Origin of the sequence: Novilysobacter longmucuonensis (assembly GCF_046600735.1) — a bacterium.
GTDB lineage: Bacteria > Pseudomonadota > Gammaproteobacteria > Xanthomonadales > Xanthomonadaceae > Novilysobacter_A > Novilysobacter_A longmucuonensis.
The window spans coordinates 83,005-106,892 of record NZ_JBJMAW010000002.1 but is presented as its reverse complement, the minus strand read 5'-3'; the positions used below and the strand labels follow the sequence as shown (position 1 = coordinate 106,892).

Genomic DNA, 23,888 nt, shown 5'->3' with positions numbered 1-23,888 from the left:
CATGTTGGTCCCGCTGATCGCGCTCGTCGGGCTGCTCGCGCCGCCCGATGCCGCCGCGCAAACGCGCCGCGACCGGGCGGCGGCCGAGGCACTGGTCGAGCGGATGCAGGCCGCCGAGACCCGCTATCGCGAGGCGGTGGTCAGGATCGGCAATGCCGACCCGGAGGGACAGGCGCAAAGTGATGCCGCGCTGGAGGACATGGAGGACGTCATCACCGCCTGCGCCCGCCAGCGCGGTTGCTCGCTGGCGACGATGCTGACCAGCTACAAGCGGTTGCTCAAGGCCCAGGCCGATGCCGAGGGCCCGGTGGACGGCACCGAGTTGGCCGATCCGGTGCCGGCCGACCCGATGGCGGCGGAGCCCGACCACAGCGTCATCGCGCAGGGCGCGGCCGCCGATGTGCCCGAGGCCGCGCGCGCCGCTGCACTGCTGGCCGACGAGGGCCACGACTTCGACCGGATGGTCCAGTACAACCCGGCGGTGCAGGAAGCGATCCGCCGCTGGCTGACCGACATGCGCAGCGCGCTGATGACCAGCCACGAGAACTACCAGCACATGCGCCACCTGATGTGGCCGCACTACCAGCGCGCCGAGCTGCCCGAGGCGCTGCTGTTCGGGATCATGGCCAAGGAGTCCAATGGACGGGTGCACTCGACCTCGCGCGCCGGCGCGGCCGGGCCGATGCAGTTCATGTACGCCACCGGCAAACGCTTCGGCCTGGGCGAGGACGGCACCGGCTTCGACACCCGCTATGACGCATTCGCCGCGGCCGAGGCGAGCGTGGCCTACCTCAACGAGCGCCTGCGCGAACTCGACGGCAGCATCGAGATGTCGCTGGCCGCCTACAACGGCGGCGAGGGCCGTGCGCGTCGCATCCATCGCGCCAGCGGCGGCAAGGATTTCTGGGACGAATCGGTGTATCGCCAGTTTCCGCCGGAAACCCGCGATTACGTACCGATGGTGATCGCCGCGGCCTGGTTGTACCTGCACCCCAAGCAGTACGGCCTGGAGTTTCCCCAGGTCGATCCCAGGCCGGCCTCGATCACGCTCGAGCAGCCCAGTTCGATCTACCAGTTGACGATCTGCCTCGGCAACGGCGGCACCCGCGACGGCTTCATGCGCGTGTTGCGCAACCTCAACCCGCGCTACGACGCCGATGACGTGATCGCGGCGGGAACCCCGCTCGATGCCACCCGCAGGATCGCCGGCCTCTACGATCGCTGGTGCACCCGCGGGCCGCGCGCGGAACTGGCCCGCACGCTGGTGAACAGCGATCCCGGCGCGGCGGTCGTGCGGGCCGGATCGACAGCGCCGGCGAACGCCGCCAAGGCGACTGCCACTGCTGCCGCCGCGCCGCGCCAACACCGGGTGCGCCGCGGCGAAACGCTGAGCTCGATCGCGCGCAGGTTCCAGTGCAGTGCCGGTGACCTGGCGGAAAACAACGCCATCAAGCCGCCGCGCTACCCGATCCGGCAGGGGCAGGTGTTGAGCCTCAAGGGCTGCGAAAACCAAGCCACGCCGTAGGATGGGCGGCCAAGCCCAACGCGGTTGGCGCACTGAAGCCTCGACGGGCGACTGTCAGCCCAGCCTACGGAGCCAGCCCCATCTGCGTTGACTAGGAGCCCTCGCGCCGCGTCGCCAGGCGCTGGCCCAACTTGACCGGCGACTCGGCACCCAGGCCGGTCACCAGCTCGGCCACGCCGGGCGGCAGCAGCACCACCACGGTGGAGCCGTAGTTGAACCGCGCCATCTCCTCGAAGCGCTCCAGGCTGATGTCCTCACTGCGGTAGTCCTTGGTCGTGATCGTCCGGCCATACGCCGGGATCTCCTCGCCGCTCCAGACCGTCTCCACGCCCGACACCAGCAACGCGCCGACCATGACCACCACCATCGGACCGAAATCGGTATCGAAGTGGCAGACCAGGCGCTCGTTGCGGGCGAACAGCCGCGGCACCGTACGTACCGCGTCCGGCCCGACGCTGAACAAGCGCCCCGGCACGTGCACGGTCTGGCGCAGCCTGCCGGTCCACGGCATGTGCACTCGGTGGTAGTCCTTCGGCGACAGGTAGACGGTGGCGAACAGCCCGCCCAGGAACGGCCGGGCCGCGTCCGCGTCGGCCAGCAGCTCGGCCGCGGTGAACGACTGCCCCTTGGCCTGGAAGATGCGGCCCGCGCCGTCTTCGTCCGGCGTGATCGGGCCGCACTGGCTGATGCGCCCGTCGGCCGGCATCAGCAACGCACGCGGGTCGGCATCGACCATGCGCGCGCCCGGGCGCAGGGCCCGGGTGAAGAACGCATTGAAGGTCGGATAGGCGCGCGCATCCGGCTGCGCCGCTTCGCTCAGATCGACCCCGAACCGTCGCGCGACGGTATCGATCAGCCATTGCTTCAGGCGCGGGCGGTCCGAATACGCCAGCGCACGCGCCATCCCCGACAGCAGCCGGTGCGGCAGGACATAGGTCAGGCGCGTCACCAGATTCACGGCGCGGCGGCCTCGGTCAGCGACGCCATGTCGGCGGCGATCGCCAGCGGCTCGAACGGCGCCTGGATCACGCCCGACATGCGGCCGCGGGGGTCCAGCAACGCGATCGACGCGCTGTGGTCGACCGAGTACTGATCGGCCGGCGCGCCTTCGGCCGGTGGCACCTTGGCGAACACCATGCTGATGGAGCGGGCGAAGTCCTGCAGTACCGGGATGTCGGCGGTCGCGGCCAGGGTGTCGCGGTGGAATGCGTGCGCGTACTGGCCGATGCGGGCGGGCGAGTCGCGTTCGGGGTCGACCGAGATGAACAGCACGCGCGGGCGGCGCGCTTCCGGAATCGATTCCCACTGCCGTTGCGCCTTGGCCAGCTCGGCCAGCGTCATCGGGCAGATGTCGGGGCAATGGGTGAAGCCCAGGAACACCAGCGTCCAGTGGCCCTCCAGTTCGTCGGGCAACAGGGGCGTGCCGTCGGACTGGCGCAGTTCGAACGGCGGCAGCTCGCGTGGCGGCTCGAACATGCGGACCGCCTGGGTGTCCGGCGGGGCCGGGGCGGGCGATGGAGTGAACACCTGCTGCGCGGCGACCAGCCCGAGCGCGGCCGCCAACGCGGCGACCAGGATAATGACGGTGGTGCGGTTGAACATGAGCGATCCGAATAAGCGAGACCCGGCATGATAGCGGGGTGACCGCTATAATCGCCGGCCCTCCCGTGAACGCGCTGCCATGACTGTTGGCTCGGCCCCGCCTGCCGCTCGCTCCGCCTCGATTGCTTCCGGGCAGGTCTCGTTGGAGCAGGTGTCATTCGAACAGGTCTCGGTCATCGACCTGATCCGTTTCGGCGCCAGCCGTTTCGGCGAGGCCGGACTGAGCTTCGGCCATAGTTACGACAACGCGCTCGACGAAGCCACCCAACTGGTGCTGCACGCGCTGCACATGCCGCACGACCTCAGCCCGGTGTATGGCGCCGCCCGCGTCACCGCGGACGAGAAGGCAGGGGTGCTGTCCCTGTTCGAGCGCCGCATCAACGAACGCGTGCCGGCCGCGTACCTGGCCGGTGAGGCCTGGTTCGCCGGACTGAGCTTCAAGAGCGACCCGCGCGCGCTGGTGCCGCGCTCGCCGATCGCGGAGCTGATCGAGTCGGGGTTCGAGCCGTGGCTCGGCGGCCGCGAGGTCCATCGGGTGCTCGACCTGTGCACCGGCTCGGGCTGCATCGCGATCGCTACGGCGCACTACCACCCGGATTGGCAGGTGCTCGGCGCCGATATCAACGACGACGCGCTGGCACTGGCCCGCGAGAACCGGGCGCGCCTGCACGCCGACAATGTCGAACTGTGCAAGTCCGATCTTTTCAAGGACCTGCAGGGCGAGGTGTTCGACCTGATCGTGACCAACCCGCCGTATGTCACCCACGCCGAGACCGATGCGCTGCCGCCCGAGTACGCGCACGAGCCGGAGCTGGGCCTGCGCGCCGGGGACGACGGGCTCGACCTGGCGCTGAAGATCCTGCGCGACGCGCCCGATCACCTGAGCGAGCACGGCATGCTGATCTGCGAGGTCGGCGAGGCCGAGCGCGCGCTGGTCGAACTGCTGCCGGAGCTGCCGCTGGCCTGGGTCGAGTTCAAGGTCGGGCAGATGGGGATATTCGTGGCAGAGCGTGCCGACCTGGTCGAGCATCGGGCACGAATCGGGGCGCTGGCCGACGCGCGTTGAAGCAATGGCTTTTGACGCGGATCAGAGCGAAAAACAGCGGATAGGCGAAAAAGACAAGTAGGCAGATAAAAAAAGGCGTCGCGAGACAGCGGATCGACAGCGTCGCCGGGATCTATGGCGGCGACGGTGGGCCCATCGAGCTTGATGCTCTATCCGCGTCCATCCGCGTCAATCCGCGTCCAAAGCTCTACGGGAGTCATCGTGGCGAGCAACACCTTCGGCAAGAGTTTCGCGGTCACCACCTTCGGCGAAAGCCACGGGCCGGCGATCGGCTGCGTGATCGACGGCTGCCCGCCGGGCCTGGCGCTCGCGCCGGAGGACTTCCGCCACGACCTCGAGCGCCGCGCCACCGGCAAGACCCGCCACACCTCGGCGCGCCACGAGACCGACGAGGTGGAGATCCTCTCGGGCGTATACCAGGGCCGCACCACCGGCACCCCGATCGCGCTGCTGATCCGCAACGTCGATGCGCGCAGCAAGGACTACGGCGCGATTTCCGAGCAGTTCCGCCCCGGCCACGCCGACTACACCTACTGGCACAAGTACGGCATCCGCGACCCGCGTGGCGGCGGACGCTCGTCCGCGCGTGAGACCACGATGCGCGTTGCCGCCGGGGCAATCGCGAAGAAGTGGCTGGCCGACCACCACGGCGTGCGGGTGCGCGGTTTCCTGTCGCAACTGGGCGAGATCACTCCGGAGGGCATCGACCTGGACGTGGTCGAGGGCAATCCGTTCTTCTGGCCGCACGCCGCGCAGGTGCCCGCGCTGGAGCACTACATGGACGCGCTGCGCAAGTCCGGCGATTCGGTCGGCGCGCGCATCGACGTGGTCGCCGACGGGCTGCCGCCGGGCTGGGGCGAACCGGTCTACGGCAAGCTCGATGGCGAGCTCGCCGGCGCGCTGATGAGCATCAATGCGGTCAAGGGAGTGGAGATCGGCGATGGCTTCGCCTCGGTCGCTTCGAGGGGCAGCGAGCATCGCGACCACATGAGCCACGACGGCTTCGCATCCAACCACGCCGGCGGCGTGCTCGGCGGGATCAGCAGCGGTCAGCCGCTGCGCTGCTCGGTCGCATTCAAACCGACCTCGAGCCTGCGCCTGCCGGTCGCGAGTCTGGACATCCACGGCAACACCGTCGAACTGGTCACCACCGGCCGCCACGATCCCTGCGTCGGCATCCGCGCGACCCCCATCTGCGAGGCTATGGTCGCGCTGGTGCTGATCGACCAGGCCCTGCGCCACCGCGCCCAGTGCGGCGACGTCGGCCACATCACGCCGCGCGTGCCCTCACACAAACCGTAGGAGCGGCTTCAGCCGCGATCGGCAACCGGACGATCGGCCATGCATTCGATCGCAGCTGAAGCCGCTCCTACAAACCGGAATAGTTCTTTATTTATCCGTGTTCATCCGCGTGATCCGCGTCAAAAGCTTTTGTACAGCCAAACCGGGACAATCCAACCCATGAGCGAGACCGTAAACGTAGCCATCGTCGGCGCCACCGGCGCGGTCGGCGAGGCCCTGCTGAAGATCCTCGCCGAGCGGCAGTTCCCGATCGGCCGGTTGCACGTGCTGGCGAGCGAGCGCTCGGCCGGTGGCAAGGTCGATTTCGGCGCGCGGCAACTGGTGGTGCAGGACCTCGCCACGTTCGACCCGGCCGGCATCGACATTGCGCTGTTCTCGGCTGGCGGCTCGGTGTCGAAGCAGTACGCCCCGAAGTTCGCCGCCGCTGGCGCGGTGGTGATCGACAACTCCTCTGCCTTCCGCTACGACGACGACGTCCCGCTGGTGGTGGCGGAAGTGAACCCCGAGGCCCTGCGCAACCGCCCGCGCGGGATCATCGCCAATCCCAACTGTTCGACCATGCAGATGCTGGTCGCGCTGGCGCCGATCCACCGCCAGGCCGGCATCGAGCGCATCAACGTCGCGACCTACCAGTCGGTCTCCGGCACCGGCCGCCGCGCGCTGGAGGAACTGGGCCGCCAGACCGCCGGCATGCTGAGCTTCCAGGAAGCCAAACCCGAGGTCTATCCGGTGCAGATCGCGTTCAACGTGATCCCGCACGGCGGCGAGTTCACCGACAACGGCTACACCAGCGAGGAGATGAAGCTGGTCTGGGAGACGCGCAAGATCCTTGGCGACGACGCCATCGGGGTGAACGCGACCGTGGTGCGGGTGCCGGTGTTCTACGGCCACTCCGAGGCGGTGCACCTGGAGACCCGCGAGAAGATCGGCGCGGCGCAGGCGCGTGCGCTGCTGGAGCAGGCGCCGGGGGTGGAGGTGGTCGACGAGCACGCCGATGGCGGCTACCCGACGCCGGTCACGCACGCCTCCGGGCGCGATCCGGTCTATGTCGGCCGCATCCGCGAGGACATCTCGCACCCGCGCGGTCTGTCGCTGTGGGTGGTGTCGGACAACATCCGCAAGGGCGCGGCGCTCAACGCGGTGCAATTGGCCGAGCTGGTGATCGCCGAGGGTTGACCACTGTTGTCGGAGGCTTTAGCCGCGATCGGAGTACCGCGCGGGTACCCGACTCCGGTTCGCGGCTGAAGCCGCTCCTACACGGCCGGGTGAAGCCGTGGTGCGACGGCTTGCGCCGGTGGAGCGGGCAGCGGCGCTCGGCGTCACCTATCACCCGGCCGCGCGCATTGCGCATTGCAGGCGGCGCCGGCTAGAGTCGCCGCTGGGGATTGGGATGGGATCGACCGTGAAGCCACTTGCACGACATCCATCGGTCAAGCTCACGCTGGCCGCGGCGCTGGCCTTGGCCAGCAGTACGGCGGCCGCCCTGGGGCTGGGCCAGATCCAGGTCAAATCGCGGCTGGACCAGCCGCTGCTGGCCGAAATCCCGATCATCTCAAGCGACCCGGCCGAGCTGCAGCGCTTGCAGGCGCGCCTGGCGTCGCCGGAGACCTTCGCGCGGATCGGGCTGGAGCCGCCAAGGGGACTGGTGTCGAACCTGCAGTTCCGGGTCGCGCTCGACAACGCCGGCAATCCGGTGGTCCGGGTCACCACGGCCCAGCCGGTCGAGCAGCCGCTGCTGACATTCCTGATCGAGGTCGACTGGGGTCAGGGGCGGCTGGTGCGCGAGTATTCGGCGCTGCTGGATGCGCCGCGCACCGTCTCCGCGCCGGTGCAACCGCCGATCCAGGCACCCACGGTGGCGCCCCCGAATACGATCGTGCGGCCGCGGCCAGCCGAGGCAGCGACCGCTGCGGAGCCGTCGCCACAGCTGGCGCCAGTACCGGCGCCCGCCGCGGCCGCGCCGGAACCGGCGGCCGCCAGCGATGACGCCATCGCGTCGGTCCCTGCACCTGCACCTGCAGCCGCGCCTGCGCCGGTCGCGCCGGCCCCGCCCGCGGTAGATGGTGCGAGCGGGCTGTCCGGTGTATACGCGGTCCAGCGCGGCGACACTCTGTCGGGCATCGCCGGACAGCTCGACCGCGGCGGCTACAGCCTCGACCAGGCGATGATCGCGTTGCTGCGGAGCAATCCACGGGCGTTCATCGACGGCAACATCAACCTGCTCAAAGCCGGCGCGGTGTTGCGCATTCCCGCGACCGCCGACGTCGGCGACATCGATGCCACCGAAGCGCTGGCGCTGGTGCGCAGCCACGTCCAGCAATGGCGCGAGGCGACCCGACCGGTGCCGCAGCCGGCCACCGCGGGCGAGACCGCGACCACGCAGCCCGCCGCGGACTCCACCGCGGCCACGGCCGGCGCGGCTGGGTCCGTTTCCGCGGATGCACGGCTTGAAATCGTCCCGCCTGGCGCCAGCACGGCGACCGAGGCGGGGTCACAGTCCGGCATCAGCGCCGGCGGCGAGGGCGACATGCTGCGACAAGAGATGCAACAGACCCGGGAAACCCTAGCCGCCCGGGAGGCCGAACTGGCCGAAATGCGCAGCCGCATCGAGGACCTGGAACAGTTGCAGCAGCAACAACAGCAGCTGCTGTCGATGAAGGACAGCGAGCTGGCGGCAGCGCAACAGCGCCTGGCGCAGGCCGGCGAGACCACCGCTGCCGGTGAAGCCGCGCCGGCGCCGGCGCTGCTGCCGTGGCTGGTCGGCGGCTTCGGCCTGTTGCTGGCGGTGCTGGGTGGCTGGCTGTGGAGCCGCCGCACGCGCGCTCCGAAGCCGGTTTTCCGCGCGCCGGTCGCGGCCGCGGGAGGTTCTTCGCTGGCCGACGCGTTCCCGTCGCGCTCGCTGGCGGCGACGCCGGAGCACGAGACCGTGGATCGCGCGGATCAGGTCGTGCCCGAGGCGCCCATCGAGCAAGCCGATGCCGCAGGCGACGGGCATGACACCTCGCCAACCTGGCATCCGGGCGACCTGCTCGACACCGCGCCGAGGCCGCCAGCCGATGAGGCTGCGGCCGCCCCCGCGAGTGCGCAGGCCGATGCCCGGCAAGCTTCCCCAGACTCGTCCGCGCCCGAGCAGGCAGAATTCGAGCAGGCAGGACTCGAACAGGCAGAATTCGAGCAGGCCACGCCAGAACCGACGCCGGCCGCCCAGGAGCGGCTTGAACTGGCGCGCGCCTACCTCGACATCGGCGATCGCGACAGCGCACGCCAGTTGCTCGATGAAATCGCCGCCGACGGCGATCGCGGGGCCCGCCAGCACGCCGCGCGGATGCTGCGCGAGATCGACTGAGTCGTGGCGGAGCCGGACGATCCCGCGGCCGCGGCGGCGCCCGCGAGGCAGCGCTATGCCATGGCGATCGAGTACGACGGCGGCGGGTTCTGCGGCTGGCAACGGCTGAACAAGCTGGATCCGGACCCATCCGGGGAGCCTGCGGACCCCGGCCGGATCGTGCGTCGCGAGCCCACGGTCCAGGCGGCGCTCGAAGAAGCGCTGTCCTTCGTCGCCGGTGCTCCGACCGCGGTGGTCTGCGCCGGGCGCACCGATGCCGGCGTGCACGCCTCCGGCCAGGTCGTGCATTTCGACGGCCCGGCCGCACGCGACCCACGCGGCTGGGTGCTCGGTACCACCTCGCGGCTGCCGCCGTCGGTCTGCGTGCGCTGGTGCGTGCCGGTGGCTGAGGATTTCCATGCGCGCTTCTCGGCGCGCGCCCGGCGCTACCGCTACCGGATCCTCAACCGCATGGTCCGGCCGGCCCTGCATCGGCAGTACCTGAGCTGGGAGCGCCGGCCGCTGGATGCCCCGGCGATGCACCGGGCGGCCCAGGCGCTGGTGGGCACGCACGACTTCTCCGCGTTCCGGACCGTGCACTGCCAGGCCCCGCATGCGAGTCGTGACCTGCAACACATCAGAGTCACCCGCGACGACGAAGTGGTCGAGATCGACGTGCAGGCCAATGCATTCCTCCATCACATGGTCCGCAATATTGTCGGAAGCCTGCTGCTGGTGGGGTGCGGAGAGCGGCCCGATGCGTGGATCGGCCAGTTGCTGGCCGGCCGCGACCGCTCGCTGGCCGGGCCGACCGCGCCCTCCGCAGGCCTGGTGTTCGTCGGGCCGCGTTATCCTGCGCAGTGGCGACTGCCCGCCGAGGTGACCCTGTGAGCCACTGCCGATGAACCGGATTCTTTTCCGTACCCGCATCAAGTTCTGCGGCTTCACCCGGCCGGGCGACGTGCGCCTGGCCTGCGAGCTGGGCGCGGACGCAATCGGCTTCGTGTTCGCGGAGAAAAGCCCGCGCCGGATCGCGGCCGAGGAAGCCCGCGCGATGCGCCAGGCGCTGGCGCCGCTGGTGGACGCGGTCGCGTTGTTCATGGACAACCCGGCCGAGGAGGTGCGCGAGGTCGTGCGCCAGGTGCGGCCGAGCCTGCTGCAGTTCCACGGCAGCGAGGACGACGCCTTCTGCCGCGGCTTCGGGGTGCCCTACATGAAAGCCATTCCGATGCGGACGCGCGAGGGCGCGACCGACTTCGCCCAGCAGCATCCGGCAAGCCTGCAGGCGCGCTATCCCGGGGCCGGCGGCTTCCTGTTTGACAGCCACGCGCAGGGCGAGCCGGGCGGCAGCGGCAAGGCGTTCGACTGGTCGCGGATTCCGGCGGGCGTGCAGAAGCCTTACGTGCTGGCCGGCGGACTGTCACCGGAAAACGTGTTCGAGGCGATCCTCGGCACGCTGCCGTGGGGGGTGGACGTGTCCAGCGGCATCGAGAGCGCGCCGGGCCTGAAGGACGGCGACAAGATGCGTCGCTTCGTCGAACAGGTGCGGCGCGCCGACTGCCACGTTCCGGATTGACCGTGCTGGACTGAGTTGCTGGAGTGGCCGCCGCGTCCGAGGCGGCAGGCAGCTTTGCCCCTAAACTGGAGCACTGGCCCACAGGCCGGGCTCCCTCCATGAATACGTGTACCGATGTCCGCCCAATCCCCCATCGATTTTCACGCCTACCCAGATGCCTCCGGCCACTTCGGCCGCTTCGGCGGCCGCTTCGTCGCAGAGACCCTGATCGGCCCGCTGCAGGAGCTGGCCGCGGCCTATGACACCGCGCGCGTCGATCCGGCCTTTATCCAGGCCTACGAGCGCGATCTGGCGCACTACGTCGGCCGGCCCAGCCCGATCTACTTCGCCGAGCGCCTGAGCGTGGAGACCGGCGGCGCGCGCATCCTGCTCAAGCGCGAGGACCTCAACCACACCGGCGCGCACAAGATCAACAACACCATCGGCCAGGCCCTGCTGGCCTCGCGCATGGGCAAGACCCGGATCATCGCTGAGACCGGCGCCGGCCAGCACGGCGTGGCCTCGGCGACGGTGGCCGCGCGGCTCGGCCTGGAGTGCGTGGTCTACATGGGCGCGACCGACATCGAGCGGCAGAAGATCAACGTCTACCGGATGAACCTGCTTGGCGCCAGGGTGGTGCCGGTGACCAGCGGTTCGGCCACGCTGAAGGACGCGCTCAACGAGGCGATGCGCGACTGGGTCACCAACGTGGCCGACACGTTCTACATCATTGGCACCGTCGCCGGACCGGACCCGTATCCGCGCATGGTGCGCGACTTCAATGCCGTGGTCGGGCGCGAGTCTCGCGAACAGATGCTGGCCGAGTACGGCCGCCTGCCCGACGCCATCACCGCCTGCGTCGGCGGCGGCAGCAACGCGATCGGCATGTTCCACGCGTTCCTCAACGACCGCCAGGTACGCATCGTCGGCGCCGAAGCGGCCGGCGAGGGCCTCTCCAGCGGCCGCCACGCCGCATCGCTCGCGGCCGGCCGGCCGGGCGTGCTGCACGGCAACCGCACGTACGTGCTGTGCGACGACGACGGCCAGATCATCCAGACCCATTCGGTCTCCGCCGGACTGGACTACCCCGGCGTCGGCCCGGAACACGCATTCCTCAAGGACGCCGGCCGCGCCGAATACGTCGGGGTGAGCGACGACGAAGCGCTAGCGGCGTTCCACCAGCTCGCGCGCGCCGAGGGCATCCTCGCCGCGCTCGAGTCCAGCCACGCGATCGCACAGGCCATCAAGCTCGCACGTGAGTTGCCCAAGGACGCGATCGTGCTGTGCAACCTCTCGGGGCGCGGCGACAAGGACGTGCATACGATTGCCGCCCGCGAGGGGCTGTCGCTCTGACTCTCTCCCTTCAGGGGGAGGGAGAAAATCCGCCATCGGCCATTTCTATCGCATGAACCGCATCGACACCCGTTTCGCCCAACTCAAAACCCGCGCCCGCAAGGCGCTGGTGCCGTTCTTCACCGCAGGCGACCCCTCGCTGGAGGCGACCGTGCCGGTGATGCACGCACTGGCCGAGGCCGGGGCCGACGTGATCGAGCTGGGCGTGCCGTTCTCCGACCCGATGGCCGACGGCCCCACGATCCAGCGCAGTTCCGAGCGCGCCTTGTCGCGCGGGGCAGGGCTGGATTACGTGTTCGGCTGCGTGCGCCGGTTCCGCGAGAACGATGCCGATACGCCGGTGGTGCTGATGGGCTATCTCAATCCGGTCGAGATCCGCGGCGCTGAGCGCTTCGCCGCCGAGGCGGTCGCGGCCGGTGTCGACGGGGTGCTGCTGGTCGACCTGCCGCCGGAGGAGGCGGCCGAGTTCCGCACCGCGTTCACCCCGCACGGCCTCGCCCTGATCCTGCTCGCCGCGCCGACCACCTCGGATCAGCGCATCGGTCAGCTCTGCGCGCAGGCCTCCGGCTACCTCTACTACGTCAGCTTTGCCGGCGTCACCGGCGCCGACCGGCTCGACACCGGCGCCGCCAGTGACCGCCTGCACGCGATCAGGGCGCGCAGCCCGGTGCCGGTGGTGGCGGGCTTCGGTATCCGCGACGCCGCCAGCGCCGCGGCCATGGCGCGCGAGGCCGACGGGGTGGTGGTCGGCAGTGCGCTGGTGGCGGCGCTGGAGGGCGCTACCGATGCCGAAACCGCCGCCAACCGCGCGACCGGTTTCCTCGCTCCCTTGCGCGCTGCGCTGGACGCGGCGGACTGAGCGGCCGCTGCGCTAAACTGCAGGGTCGCAGGGCGGGTATTAACCCGCCGTTCGAAGGCTCAAGGCGAGTCGCAACCCGCCATCCGAATGCTCAAGGCGGGTTGAAACCCCCCCCTACCGGGAAACACCGAACGCATGTCCTGGCTCAAGAAACTCATGCCGTCCGGCATCCGCACCGGCATCCGCACCGACAACGGCGCACCCAGCAAGCGCCGCAGCGTGCCCGAAGGGCTGTGGGAGAAGTGCGACCGCTGTGGCGCCGTGCTGTACCGGCCGGAGCTGGAGGAAAACCTGGAGGTCTGCCCCAAGTGCAGCTTCCACATGCCGATCCGCGCCCGGGCGCGCCTGAAGGCGCTGTTCGACGCCGGCAGCACCAGTGAAATCGCTGCCGAGCTTGGCCCCACCGACGTGCTCAAGTTCAGGGACCAGAAGAAGTACGTCGACCGGATCAAAGCCGCGCAGAAGTCCACCGGTGAGCGCGACGCACTGATCGCGATGCGCGGCACCATGAAGTCACGGCCGCTGGTCGCCTGCTCGTTCGACTTTGCCTACATGGGCGGCTCGATGGGCTCGGTGGTCGGCGAGCGCTTCGCCCGCGCCGCCGAGACCGCGCTGGAGACCGGCTGCCCGCTGGTGTGCTTCTCCGCCACCGGCGGCGCGCGCATGCAGGAAAGCCTGTTCTCGCTGATGCAGATGGCCAAGACCTCCGCCGCGCTCGGGCGCCTGCGCGCGGCCGGCCTGCCGTACATCTCGGTGATGACCCACCCGACCACCGGCGGCGTCTCAGCCTCGCTGGCGATGCTCGGCGACATCAACCTGGCCGAGCCGGAAGCCCTGATCGGTTTTGCCGGCCCGCGCGTGATCGAGCAGACCGTGCGCGAGACCTTGCCGGAGGGATTCCAGCGCAGCGAGTTCCTGGTCGAGCACGGCGCGATCGACCAGATCTGCGACCGCCGCGAGATGCGCGACCGCCTCGCGCACCTGCTCGCGTTGATGATGAAACAACCCCAGCCGATCGACGAGGCGGAGGTGGTGGGATGACCTTGGTGCCGGGACCCGGGACCTGGGACCCGGGACCCGGCAGATCCCGCCGATCTGCAAGGGTTGCCAGACACTGCGAAGTTGCCTTTTGCCGGGTCCCCTGTCCCCTGTCCCCGGTCCCGAGGAACACCGCATGAGTCGCAAACATTTCGGTACCGACGGCATTCGCGGCCGGGTAGGCGAAGGCGCGATCTCGGCCGATTTCGTGCTGCGCCTGGGCAATGCCTACGGGTTCGCGCTGAAGGCCTCCTTTGATGGCCGGCGTGACTGGCGCAAGCCGGTGGTGATCATCGGCAAGGACACGCGCATCTCGAACTACATGTTCGAGGCCGCGCTCGAGGCCGGGCTGGTCGCGGCAGGCGTCGACGTGCAGCTGATGGGGCCGATGCCGACCCCGGCCGTCGCGCACCTGACGCACTCGATGCGGGCCGACGGCGGCATCGTCATTTCGGCCTCGCACAATCCGCACCACGACAACGGCATCAAGTTCTTTTCGGCCGAGGGCGAGAAGCTCGATGACGCCACCGAGCTGGCGATCGAGGCTGCGCTGGACCAGCCGTTCCGCACCGTGTCCTCCGAGGAACTGGGCAAGGCGGTGCGCACCCGCGATGCGCTGGGCCGCTATATCGAGGCATGCAAGGGCTCGGTTTCGCGGGGCTTCGACCTGGGCGGCATGCGCATCGCCATGGACTGCGCCAACGGGGCGACCTACGAGCTCGGACCGCTGGTGCTGCGTGAACTTGGCGCCCGCGTCGATGCGATCGGCGTCGATCCCAATGGCGTCAACATTAACGATGGGGTCGGCTCGACCCACCCGGAAGCCGTTGCCGCGCATGTGCGCGCGACCGGCGCCGACCTCGGCATCGCCTTCGACGGCGACGGCGACCGGGTGCTGTTCGTCGATGCCGACGGCGTGGTCCGCGACGGCGACGACCTGCTGTACGTGCTGGCCACCGACTGGCAGCAAAGCGGACGACTGCGCGGCCCGGTGGTCGGCACCCAGATGACCAACTTCGGACTGGAACGCGCGTTCGGCGAGCGCGGTATCGGCTTCATCCGCGCCAAGGTCGGCGACCGTTACGTGCACCAGCAGCTGATCGCCAACCAGGCGGTGCTCGGCGGTGAGACCTCAGGCCACCTGCTGTGTTTGGACCGCGCCAGCACCGGCGACGGCATCGTCAGCGCACTGCAGGTGCTGGAAGTGCTGCATCGCCGGCGCATCAGCCTGCACGACGCGCTGGCCGGCTTGAGCAAGGTCCCGCAGCAGACGGTCAACGTGCGCTACGCGGCGGGCGGCGCCAGGCCGGTGGAGGCGCCGGCGGTGCAGGCCGCGCTGGCCGATGCGCAGATGGCGGTGCAGGGGCGCGGCCGCGCCTTCCTGCGCCCGTCGGGCACCGAGCCGGTGGTGCGCGTCACCGTGGAAGCCGACGAGGCCGACCTGATGCAGTCGATCCTGGCGCAGCTCGCCGGCGCCGTGCGCGTGGCAGCGCAGTAGCCGTAAAGCCGAGCTTGCTCGGCTGCGCAACATTCGGTGCAAGTTGGACCTGCCGAGCTGGCGCGGCACATCGCAGCGGAGCAAGCTCCGCTCTACCCAATGTGTGCGGCGGAGGAGCAAACTTCGCTGACCAACCCCGAGCCCACCATGCCCTCCAGCCCGATTCCCACCCTCGACATCCGCCGCCTGATCGATCCGGCCAGCCCCTCCGACCGCGCGGCCTTCGTCGCGGAACTCGGTCAGGCCTATCGCGAATGGGGCTTTGCCGGCATCCGCGGCCACGGCATCGCATCCGCGCAGATCGCCGCGTCCTACGAGGTGTTCGCCCGGTTCTTCGCGTTGCCCGACGAGGTCAAACGTCAGTACCACGTGCCCGGCGGCGGCGGTGCGCGCGGCTACACCCCGTTCGGCGTGGAGACCGCCAAGGGCGCGCAGCATTTCGACCTCAAGGAGTTCTGGCATGTCGGCCGCGAGATCCCGCGCGACTCCAGGTACGCCGACGTGATGCCGCCGAACCTGTGGCCGACCGAGGTGCCCGACTTTCGTGAACAGGCCTACGGGCTGTACCAGGCGCTCGATGCGCTCGGCTCCCGCGTGCTCAGCGCGCTGGCGCTACATATCGGCCTGGCGGAGGACTACTTCGCTGACAAGACCGACTCGGGCAACTCGATCCTGCGGCCGATCCATTATCCGCCGATTACCAGCGACAGCATCCCCAACGAGCGCGCCGGCGCCCACGAGGACATCAACCTGATCACCCTGCTGGTCGGCGCCAGCGCCGAGGGCCTGGAGGTCAGGTCGCGCAAGGGCGACTGGGTGCCGTTCACCGCGCAGGCCGACACCATCGTGGTCAACATCGGCGACATGCTGCAGCGCCTGACCAACCACGTCTATCCATCGACCACCCATCGCGTGGTCAACCCGCCCGGCGAGCGCGCCCGCCAGCCGCGGTATTCGACCCCGTTCTTCCTGCACCCCAACCCCGACTTCCTGATCGACGTGCTGCCCTCGACGGTCACGCCGGACAACCCCAGCCGCTATCCGGAGCCGATCACCGCGCAGGCCTACCTGGACGAGCGCCTGCGTGAGATCAAGCTGGCGTAGGCGCCGCCTCCGGCGGCGGCTGCCTTTCGTGCGTTCGTAGGAGCGGCATCAGCGGCGAGCTCTTGATTGCGGCAAGAGCATTCGACACGGATCAAAGCAAAAAAATGCGGATCGATGCAAAGGGCGCCTTTATGCACAGAAGCTCTTATGTCTTTATCCGCTCTTTTTAGCTCTGATCCGCGTCAAAAAGTATTCAGACCATCACCTGTTCGCGGCTGAAGCCACTCCTACGGGAGCAGGAATGCGCCGTGGTCATTCGCATACAGCTATCCCGGCTGCACCCAGCCCTTCGCGCCACGCCGCGAGCTTGTCGCCCTGGCGCTGCGAGGCATTGGCCGGGCTGGTCGACGGCAGCCGCAGGTAGCGCAGCGGCAGCATCTGCAATTGCGGCAGCACCAGGCGGCGGAAGCTGCTTTCGGCCTTGGCGCCGTTGAACAGCACCGTGCCGATCGCCGGGTGTCGGGCGAAGAACGTGCGGAAGTCGTTGGCCTGCGCGGTGTCGTCGCGGATCGCCGAATCGAGGCTGCCTTCGCGCTCGCAGCGCGCCAGCACATCCCACACCGCGACGCCGGCGGCGCTGAGCTGCCGGCAACGTTGCTCGTAGGGCAGGGCGGGTCCGGCGCCGACCAGTTCGCCCATGATCGGCCAGAACCGGTTCTGCGGGTGCGCGTAGTAGCGGTGGGCCTGCAGCGAGGCGGCACCGGGCATGCTGCCGAGGATCAGGACCCGCGCATCGGGCCGGGCGACCGGCGCGAAGCCCTGCAGTGCCGGCATCGCTGTCCTGTTGGGCTGGATCCGGTCGGGTCGTGGCATGGGGTCGGTGAGCCTCAAGGGGGCGCCCCCGCATCCGAATGGCCTTGCGGGGCCGTATTCAGTCCGTGTCGGCACGGGTTTGCAGCCGCCATGGTGCGGCCGGCGTCACTAGCCGCAGGCCCGCGGTTGCAGGCATGCTAGCGGAAGGCCGGGCGTGCAGGGGCTGCCCGCGCCGAAAGGGGATCACGATGTCGAACAGCCAGGCCTCAGCAGATACGGTGTCGTCGCATCACCGAAGGCGTTCAAGCCTGGGCGCAGGCCTCGTCGGGGCCGCTGTCATTGGCGCAGTCCTGGCCGTGACGCTCGGATGCGGCAGCGTTTTCGCGTCCTCTCTTGACGTGCATGTCGACGATGGCCGGGGCGGCGTGGCCGAAGCCGTGGTCAGCCTCCACTCGGCCGGTGCGCGGGCCGCGCTGCAACCGCGGGCCGCGCAGATGGACCAGCGCGGCAGCGAATTCGTGCCCCGCTTGATGACCGTGCAGACCGGCAGCCCGGTGATGTTCCCCAACAGCGACGGCATCCATCACCACGTCTATTCGTTCTCGCCGGCCAAGCGCTTCGAGTTGCCGCTGTACAGCGGCGAGCCGAGCGATCCGGTGCACTTCGAGTCTCCCGGCGTGGTGACGCTGGGCTGCAATATCCACGACTGGATGCTCGGCTACATCGTGGTGCTCGACACTCCGTATTCGGCCATCACCGATGCTTCGGGCACCGTGCGACTGCAGGCGCCGCCGGGCGAGTATTCGCTGCAGGTCTGGCATCCGCACCTGGCCCCGGGTGCACCGCCGATGCGCAGGCCGGTGTCGATCACGGACGCTGGCGGCAGCGAAAACATCAGCCTGTCACTCGTGCCGACGGTCGCCCCCACGCGCGAGCCGGTCGATCCGCGCCTGCGTGCGCTGCAGGACAAGCTGCGGAGCCTGAAACGTGAGCGCTGAGGGCACAGCCGCGCGAAGCCGGCTGTTCGGATTTCAGGCCAAGGTGCTGGCGCTGCTGGCGCTCGCCCTGCTGGCGACGCTGGCGGCCACCCTGGTGGTGGTCAACCTGGCGGTGGACCGCGCGGTCGGTGCCCGCCTCGACCACGACCTGGCGGTCGGCGAGCGCGTCTGGGAAAGCTACTACACCACCCGCCGCGACCAATTGAGCGACTCGGTGGCGGTGCTGGCCGATGATTTCGGCTTCAGGGCGGCGGTCGCGACCGGCGACGAGGCCACGGTGGTATCGGCGTTGGCCAACCACGGCCAGAGGATCGGTGCCTCGCTGGGGCTGCTGCTGGATCCGGCCGGGGACGTGCTGGCGAGCGACCTGGTCGGATCGCGCGCCGGCCAGTCCAGCGCGTTGTCGCCGCTTCATGCGCGTGCCGAGCGGGCCGGCAGTGCCGCCGGTGTGGTGGTGCTCCAGGAGCGCCTTTACCTGATGGCGATGGTGCCGATCAATGCACCGACGCGTGTCGGCTGGGTCGCGATGGGGCGCGAACTCGATGATGCCTTCGCCATCGAGTTCCTGGGTCTGGCAGGCCTGCACCTGGCGCTGGTGCGCGACGGCGGGAACGCCGCACATGCGATCGATGCGAGCAGCTTGCCGCGCGCTGCGCGGATCGCGCTCGCGCAAGCGGCGCCGTTGCGCGACGCAGCCGGCGGCAGGCGCAGCGGCAAGACCAGGCTCGACCTCGACGGGGCGGGATTCGCACTGCTGCCGACGATTGCCCACGGCGACAGCGGTGCGGTCCGGGTGTTGTTGCTGGCGGCCCGCGACGAAGTGGTGGCGCCGTTCCGCCGGCTCGAGCGCCAGATCATCGGGCTGTCCGCCGCCGCGGCGCTGCTGGCGCTGATCGTCGCCACGCTGATCGGACGGGGCGTCAGCCGCCCGGTGGCGCAACTGGCACAGGCCGCCCGCCGCATCGAAACGGGCGACTACCACCAGCCGTTGCCGGCGCTTGGGCGCGACGAGCTGGGTGAACTGGCGGTTGCGTTCAACCGTATGCAGGCAGGCATCGCCGAGCGCGAGCAACACATCCTGCACCAGGCCCGGCACGACGGCCTGACCAATCTGCCCAACCGCGGCCAGGCCCTGGTCGAGATGCAGGCGCTGATCGAACGCGCACGCGGCAGGGCCTTGGACACGTCATGCGCGGCGACCTCATGTGCCGTGATCATGCTCGACCTGGACCGCTTCAGGCAGATCAACGACACCCTCGGCCATGACTGCGGCGACGAGGTGCTGGTGGTGGTGGCGGGCCTGCTGCGCGGCGCCCTGCGTGGCGATGACCTGCTCGCGCGGCTCGGTGGCGACGAGTTCATGGTGGTGCTGGAGGATGTCGATACCGGGTTCGCGCTCGAACGCGCGCGCGCCCTGGTCGAGACCCTGCGCGCGCCGCTGCGGCTGAGCGGTACCCAGGTCAGCCTGGATGTCAGCGTCGGGGTGTCGATGTACCCCGAACACGGCGACACCCCGGATATGCTGCTGCGCCGCGCCGACATCGCGATGTACGAGGCCAAGGACGTGCATGCCGGCGTCGTGCTGTACCAGTCCGGCCACGACGAGGTGCATCTGCGGCAACTGACTTTGGTCGCCGACCTGCGCCTGGCCTTCAGCCGGGGCGAGTTGAGCATGGTGTTCCAGCCCAAGATCGAGCTGGCCAGTGGACGGGTGGCCCATGCCGAGGCGCTGATCCGCTGGGCGCACCCGCATTTCGGCTGGGTCCGGCCGGACGAGTTCGTACCGCTGGCCGAGCGCACCGGCCTGATCCACGAACTCACCCGGTTCGTCCTGGACCGCAGCCTGCAGCAGCAAAGGCTGTGGCTGGACCAGGGCATGGACATCGCGCTGGCGGTCAACATCTCCTCGATCGACCTGCTCGACAGCGGATTCCCGGAGGTCGTGCTTGGCATGCTGGCACTGCATGGGGTGGCGCCGGGCAAGCTGATCATCGAGATCACCGAAAGCACGTTGATGCGCGATATCAATGCCGCCATTAAGGTCCTGCAGCGGCTGCGCGAGCATGGCGTGCGCCTGTCGATCGACGATTTCGGGACCGGCCACTCCTCGCTGGCGCAGCTGCGGCGCCTGCCGGTGGACGAAATCAAGATAGACAAGAGCTTCGTCACCGGGTTGACCGAGGGCAGCGACGGCGCGGTGATCGTGCGCTCGGCAATCGAGATCGGCCACAACATGGGGCTGCGGGTGATCGCCGAAGGGGTCGAGACGGCGGGCAGTCTGGCGTTGCTGCAGCGCTACGGCTGCGACATGGCGCAGGGCTTCCTGTTCACCGCGCCGCTGTGCGCGCCCGGCTTCATCGACTGGTGTGAGCGCTATGCCGAGACTGCCGCGGTGACGGCTTGATGCGCAGGCGGGGCAGTCTGGCCTGCCGGCGCTGCTGTCTCGCGGTCTGGGCGCTGTGCCTGGCCACGTTGGCGGCACTGCCCGCCCTCGCCGGCGATGGCCGACTGCTCGCCACCGGCGGTGCGACCCAGGCCGAAGGGGCCGCGGGCGGCGGCATCGTGCCGTGGGCGGTGATCGCCGGCTACGGCACCCGCGAGCAGCACGGCGGCACCGCGTTCCGTACCCACCTGGACACCGGCGACTACTCACTCGACAGCGTGGGCGCGGCCTACGGCTTCGGCAACCGACTGGAGCTGTCGCTCGCCCGCCAGCGCATCGGCCTGGGCACGTTGCAGCGGCAACTGGCGCTGCCGGTGGACCACTTCCGGCAGGACGTGATCGGGGCCAAGCTGCGCCTGGCCGGTGACCTGGTCTACGGCGCGATGCCGCAGGTGTCGCTGGGCGTGCAGCACAAGCGCCATCGCGATTTCAACGTGCCGCGTGCGGTCGGCGCGCGCGAGGACCGTGGCACCGACATCTACATCGCCGCCAGCAAGCTGTTCCTCGGCGGCGCGGCCGGCTACAACCTGCTGCTGAACGCGACCCTGCGTTCCACCAGCGCCAACCAGGCCGGATTGCTGGGGTTCGGCGGCGATCTTCGCGGCGGCCGCTCGCTGGTCTGGGAAGGCTCGGCGGCGGTGATGCCGGACCCGCATTGGGCGCTCGGGATCGAATACCGGCAGAAGCCCGACAACCTGGGCTTCGCCCGCGAGGACGACTGGCGCGACGTGTTCGCGGCGTGGTTCCCGAACAAACGCATCGCAGTGGTCGCGGCCTGGGCCGACCTGGGGTCGGTGGCGACGCTGGACCGGCAGCGCGGCCCCTATCTGTCGCTGCAGATGAGCTACTGAGGTTTGCGCATGCGAGCGTCCAGTCATTCGGTTCTCGCCGGCGCGCTTGCCGCGCTGCTGACCGCCTGTGCCAGCCTGAGCGGCGGTGCCGGCGATGGCGGCCTCTACCGCAGCCTGGGGGGGCAGGCCGGGGTCGAGGCGCTGGTCGACGACCTGCTCGTGGAGATCGTCGAGGACGATCGCATCAACCGGTACTTCGTCGACACCGACATCGTCCGCTTCCGTGAAAAGCTCATCGAGCAGATATGTGCCGAATCGGGCGGTCCGTGCGTGTATACCGGCGAACCGATGGGCCCGGTGCATGCCGGGCGCGGCATCGACGAGGCCGCGTTTAATGCACTGGTCGAGGACCTGATCGCGGCGATGGACAACAACGACATTCCGGTGACCGCGCAGAACCGCCTGCTGCGGCGGCTGGCACCGATGCACGCGGACATCGTCGAGCAGCCCTGACCCTTGCCGCGTCCGGCCGGCGCCGCTAGGCTTTCGCGACTCTCAACAAGGAGCGGGCATGCGCCGCAAGATCGTCGCGGGTAACTGGAAACTGCAGGGCAGTCGCGCGTTCGCGGGCGAGCTGCTCGACGCGGTGGCCGCCGCGGCGCAGCCGCATGGAGTGGAGCGGCTCATCCTGCCGCCGCTGCCGTATCTGGCCGAGCTGGCCGCGCGCTACGGCGATCACGGCCTGCTGTTCGGGGCACAGGACGTCAGCGTCAACGACCAAGGTGCCTACACCGGCGAGGTCTCCGCCGCGATGCTGCTGGAGGTCGGCGCGCGCTACGTGCTGGTCGGTCATTCCGAGCGCCGCGAGCACCACGGCGAAACCAGCGAACTGGTCGCACGCAAGTTCCTCGCCGCGAAACAGGCCGGGCTGACCCCGATCCTGTGCATTGGCGAGACCCTCGAGCAGCGCGAGAATGGCCAGACCGAGCGCCGCCTGCAGTCGCAACTCGCGCCGCTGCTGGCGCAGGATGCCGCGGCGTTCGACGGTGCGATCCTCGCCTACGAGCCGGTATGGGCGATCGGCACCGGCAAGACCGCGAGCCCCGAGCAGGCGCAGGCGGTGCATGCGTTCATCCGTAGCGAACTGGCCGCGCAGGATGCTAGAATCGCTGGCTCGCTGCCGATCCTTTACGGCGGTAGCGTGAAGGCCGGCAACGCCGCGGCGCTGTTCTCGCAGCCCGATGTCGATGGCGGCCTGGTCGGTGGGGCTTCGCTGGTCGCCGCCGACTTCAATGCCATCGCAGCCGCGATGGCGCCCTGATGGCCCGCCGGCTTCCGGTTGGCGTCCAAACGCAAGCCAAACGCTAAAGAGTTCCCCGATGCTGTTGTTCCTCAACGTCATCTACGTGTTGATCGCGATCTCGATGGTCGCGCTGATCCTGATGCAACGCGGCGCGGGTGCGCAGGCGGGCTCGGGTTTCGGCGGCGGCGCCTCGGCGACCGTGTTCGGCTCGCGCGGCGCATCCAACTTCCTGTCCAAGGCCACCAAGTGGCTGGGCATCACGTTTTTCGCGATCAGCCTGTTCATGGCCTACCGGGCGACGGACCTGGCCAGCGGCGGGGCGCAGCAGTTCGATCAGGACCTGGGCGTGATGTCGCAGGCGCCGGTGGTGCCCGCCACGCCGCAGGATGGTGGCACCGCGGTGCCGAGCGCGCCGGTCCAGCAGGCGCCGGCCGACTCCGTCCCGCAGGCGCCGGCCGCTGACAGCGCCGTGCCGGCATTGCCGGTCGAGCCGCCTCCGGCGCAGGATGCGCCCCCGCCGGCCGACTGAGTCCGCGCCAGGCGGCAGCTCGTTTTTGGTTTGAAAGGCGGCCGGCAGGATCAGCCGGCGCCCCGATCAGCGATGGTCGGAACGGATTCGGTGGGTGCGCACGGATCCGCGGTCGGACGACCGGTTTTTGATTTGCCCAGGTGGCGGAATTTGGTAGACGCACTACCTTGAGGTGGTAGCGACTTAGGTCGTGGGGGTTCGAGTCCCCCCTTGGGCACCAATTGAATGCAGTGAATGGCAAACAGTGAACAGTAAATGGAAGAAGCAGGGCCCGCGCGGCTCCTTCCATCCGCCTGCCGTCCATCCGTGTTCACAGCCAAGTGAGCGGTGACGGCACAGGCTGGCGATAAATGAAGCGTCCAATGGCGGCTTCTTCCGTTGACCCCTTGCTGTTATCCGTTTTCCGCTCTCAGTGAGAACACACGTGCTGGCCGAATACCTGCCGACCCTGCTGTTCCTGATCGTCGCCAGCGCCATTGGTGTCGCCCTTCTGGTGGTAGGCCACACGCTCGGGCCCAAGCGTCCGACCGCGGCCAAGCTGTCGCCCTACGAGAGCGGCTTTGCGCCCTTCGAGGACGCGCGCATGCAGTTCGACGTGCGCTACTACCTGATCGCCATCCAGTTCATCATCTTCGATCTGGAAATCATCTTCATCGTGCCGTGGGCGACGGTGTTCCGCGATCTCGGCATCATCGGCCTGGTCGAAATGGGCATCTTCGCCAGCATGCTTTTCCTGGGCTTCATCTACGTGTGGAAGAAGGGAGCGCTGGAATGGGAGTGAGGCGTGTCGTAGCGCCAGACCGGGCATCCTGCCGCGGCTGGCGCGCGAACGAACGCGGCCAAG

Annotated in this window: 22 protein-coding genes and 1 tRNA gene; 20 read left to right on the top strand and 3 right to left on the bottom strand. The window is 69.2% G+C overall.

Features of this window, described 5'->3' with window-relative positions; translation table 11 throughout:
- Position 1: 1 nt before the first annotated feature.
- Positions 2-1,525: a transglycosylase SLT domain-containing protein gene (locus ACJQWM_RS02530; protein ID WP_332707662.1), complete on the top strand. Its 1,524-nt coding sequence runs from the start codon at positions 2-4 to the stop codon at positions 1,523-1,525.
- Positions 1,526-1,616: 91 nt separating this feature from the next.
- On the opposite strand, the gene asd is transcribed toward ACJQWM_RS02530, so the two are convergent.
- The gene (asd, locus tag ACJQWM_RS02525; RefSeq protein ID WP_332707665.1) at positions 1,617-2,483 is read right to left on the bottom strand and encodes an archaetidylserine decarboxylase; all 867 of its coding nucleotides are present in this window, start codon (positions 2,481-2,483) and stop codon (positions 1,617-1,619) included.
- Positions 2,480-3,127 carry an SCO family protein gene (locus ACJQWM_RS02520; protein WP_332707669.1) on the bottom strand — a complete coding sequence of 216 codons (648 nt, stop codon included), beginning with the start codon at positions 3,125-3,127 and terminating at the stop codon, positions 2,480-2,482. Before ACJQWM_RS02520 ends, asd begins: the two co-directional genes overlap by 4 nt.
- Before the next feature lie 142 nt (positions 3,128-3,269).
- On the opposite strand from ACJQWM_RS02520, the gene prmB reads away from it, so the two are divergent.
- The 11 genes from prmB to ACJQWM_RS02465 all read left to right on the top strand — a co-directional run bounded on the left by prmB (position 3,270) and on the right by ACJQWM_RS02465 (position 16,227).
- Positions 3,270-4,193, top strand: a complete 924-nt coding sequence (gene prmB / locus ACJQWM_RS02515; protein ID WP_411306646.1) for a 50S ribosomal protein L3 N(5)-glutamine methyltransferase — start codon at positions 3,270-3,272, stop codon at positions 4,191-4,193.
- A 201-nt stretch (positions 4,194-4,394) separates the two neighbouring features.
- A complete protein-coding gene (aroC, locus tag ACJQWM_RS02510; RefSeq protein WP_332707675.1) occupies positions 4,395-5,495 on the top strand; it encodes a chorismate synthase in 1,101 nt (366 codons plus the stop codon).
- Positions 5,496-5,654: 159 nt separating this feature from the next.
- A complete protein-coding gene (locus ACJQWM_RS02505; RefSeq protein ID WP_332707678.1) occupies positions 5,655-6,671 on the top strand; it encodes an aspartate-semialdehyde dehydrogenase in 1,017 nt (338 codons plus the stop codon).
- A gap of 226 nt (positions 6,672-6,897) precedes the next feature.
- Positions 6,898-8,841, top strand: a complete 1,944-nt coding sequence (locus tag ACJQWM_RS02500; RefSeq protein ID WP_411306645.1) for a type IV pilus assembly protein FimV — start codon at positions 6,898-6,900, stop codon at positions 8,839-8,841.
- Between the two features lie 60 nt (positions 8,842-8,901).
- On the top strand, positions 8,902-9,711 hold the full coding sequence (truA, locus tag ACJQWM_RS02495) for a tRNA pseudouridine(38-40) synthase TruA (RefSeq protein ID WP_332703654.1): 810 nt from the start codon (positions 8,902-8,904) through the stop codon (positions 9,709-9,711).
- A gap of 10 nt (positions 9,712-9,721) precedes the next feature.
- Complete coding sequence (locus ACJQWM_RS02490; RefSeq protein WP_332703652.1) at positions 9,722-10,396, top strand: phosphoribosylanthranilate isomerase; 675 nt, start codon at positions 9,722-9,724, stop codon at positions 10,394-10,396.
- 114 nt (positions 10,397-10,510) lie between these two features.
- Positions 10,511-11,728: a tryptophan synthase subunit beta gene (trpB, locus tag ACJQWM_RS02485; RefSeq protein WP_332703650.1), complete on the top strand. Its 1,218-nt coding sequence runs from the start codon at positions 10,511-10,513 to the stop codon at positions 11,726-11,728.
- Between the two features lie 52 nt (positions 11,729-11,780).
- Positions 11,781-12,587: a tryptophan synthase subunit alpha gene (trpA, locus tag ACJQWM_RS02480; RefSeq protein ID WP_332703648.1), complete on the top strand. Its 807-nt coding sequence runs from the start codon at positions 11,781-11,783 to the stop codon at positions 12,585-12,587.
- A 135-nt stretch (positions 12,588-12,722) separates the two neighbouring features.
- Positions 12,723-13,628: an acetyl-CoA carboxylase, carboxyltransferase subunit beta gene (gene accD, locus ACJQWM_RS02475; protein WP_332703646.1), complete on the top strand. Its 906-nt coding sequence runs from the start codon at positions 12,723-12,725 to the stop codon at positions 13,626-13,628.
- A gap of 133 nt (positions 13,629-13,761) precedes the next feature.
- Positions 13,762-15,123 carry a phosphoglucosamine mutase gene (gene glmM / locus ACJQWM_RS02470; protein ID WP_332703644.1) on the top strand — a complete coding sequence of 454 codons (1,362 nt, stop codon included), beginning with the start codon at positions 13,762-13,764 and terminating at the stop codon, positions 15,121-15,123.
- Between the two features lie 147 nt (positions 15,124-15,270).
- Positions 15,271-16,227 (top strand): isopenicillin N synthase family dioxygenase, encoded by a 957-nt coding sequence (locus ACJQWM_RS02465; protein ID WP_332703642.1) that lies wholly within the window; start codon positions 15,271-15,273, stop codon positions 16,225-16,227.
- Between the two features lie 252 nt (positions 16,228-16,479).
- Here ACJQWM_RS02465 and ACJQWM_RS02460 read toward each other — a convergent pair whose 3' ends face one another.
- Positions 16,480-17,040 (bottom strand): DNA-deoxyinosine glycosylase, encoded by a 561-nt coding sequence (locus ACJQWM_RS02460; RefSeq protein WP_332703640.1) that lies wholly within the window; start codon positions 17,038-17,040, stop codon positions 16,480-16,482.
- A gap of 338 nt (positions 17,041-17,378) precedes the next feature.
- On the opposite strand from ACJQWM_RS02460, the gene ACJQWM_RS02455 reads away from it, so the two are divergent.
- The 8 genes from ACJQWM_RS02455 (at position 17,379) to ACJQWM_RS02420 (ending at position 23,825) form a co-directional block, all read left to right on the top strand.
- The gene (locus ACJQWM_RS02455) at positions 17,379-17,978 is read left to right on the top strand and encodes a methylamine utilization protein (RefSeq protein ID WP_411306644.1); all 600 of its coding nucleotides are present in this window, start codon (positions 17,379-17,381) and stop codon (positions 17,976-17,978) included.
- On the top strand, positions 17,968-20,382 hold the full coding sequence (locus ACJQWM_RS02450; RefSeq protein WP_332703636.1) for a bifunctional diguanylate cyclase/phosphodiesterase: 2,415 nt from the start codon (positions 17,968-17,970) through the stop codon (positions 20,380-20,382). The genes ACJQWM_RS02455 and ACJQWM_RS02450 overlap by 11 nt, the downstream gene beginning before the upstream one ends.
- Positions 20,382-21,272 carry a DUF3034 family protein gene (locus ACJQWM_RS02445; RefSeq protein WP_332703634.1) on the top strand — a complete coding sequence of 297 codons (891 nt, stop codon included), beginning with the start codon at positions 20,382-20,384 and terminating at the stop codon, positions 21,270-21,272. Before ACJQWM_RS02450 ends, ACJQWM_RS02445 begins: the two co-directional genes overlap by 1 nt.
- Positions 21,273-21,281: 9 nt before the next feature.
- On the top strand, positions 21,282-21,725 hold the full coding sequence (locus tag ACJQWM_RS02440) for a group I truncated hemoglobin (protein WP_332703632.1): 444 nt from the start codon (positions 21,282-21,284) through the stop codon (positions 21,723-21,725).
- A gap of 58 nt (positions 21,726-21,783) precedes the next feature.
- On the top strand, positions 21,784-22,533 hold the full coding sequence (gene tpiA, locus ACJQWM_RS02435; protein WP_332703630.1) for a triose-phosphate isomerase: 750 nt from the start codon (positions 21,784-21,786) through the stop codon (positions 22,531-22,533).
- Between the two features lie 58 nt (positions 22,534-22,591).
- Positions 22,592-23,044 (top strand): preprotein translocase subunit SecG, encoded by a 453-nt coding sequence (gene secG, locus ACJQWM_RS02430; protein ID WP_332703628.1) that lies wholly within the window; start codon positions 22,592-22,594, stop codon positions 23,042-23,044.
- 134 nt (positions 23,045-23,178) lie between these two features.
- Positions 23,179-23,264 (top strand) — tRNA-Leu (locus ACJQWM_RS02425).
- Between the two features lie 204 nt (positions 23,265-23,468).
- On the top strand, positions 23,469-23,825 hold the full coding sequence (locus ACJQWM_RS02420; RefSeq protein ID WP_332703664.1) for an NADH-quinone oxidoreductase subunit A: 357 nt from the start codon (positions 23,469-23,471) through the stop codon (positions 23,823-23,825).
- Positions 23,826-23,888: the final 63 nt, after the last annotated feature.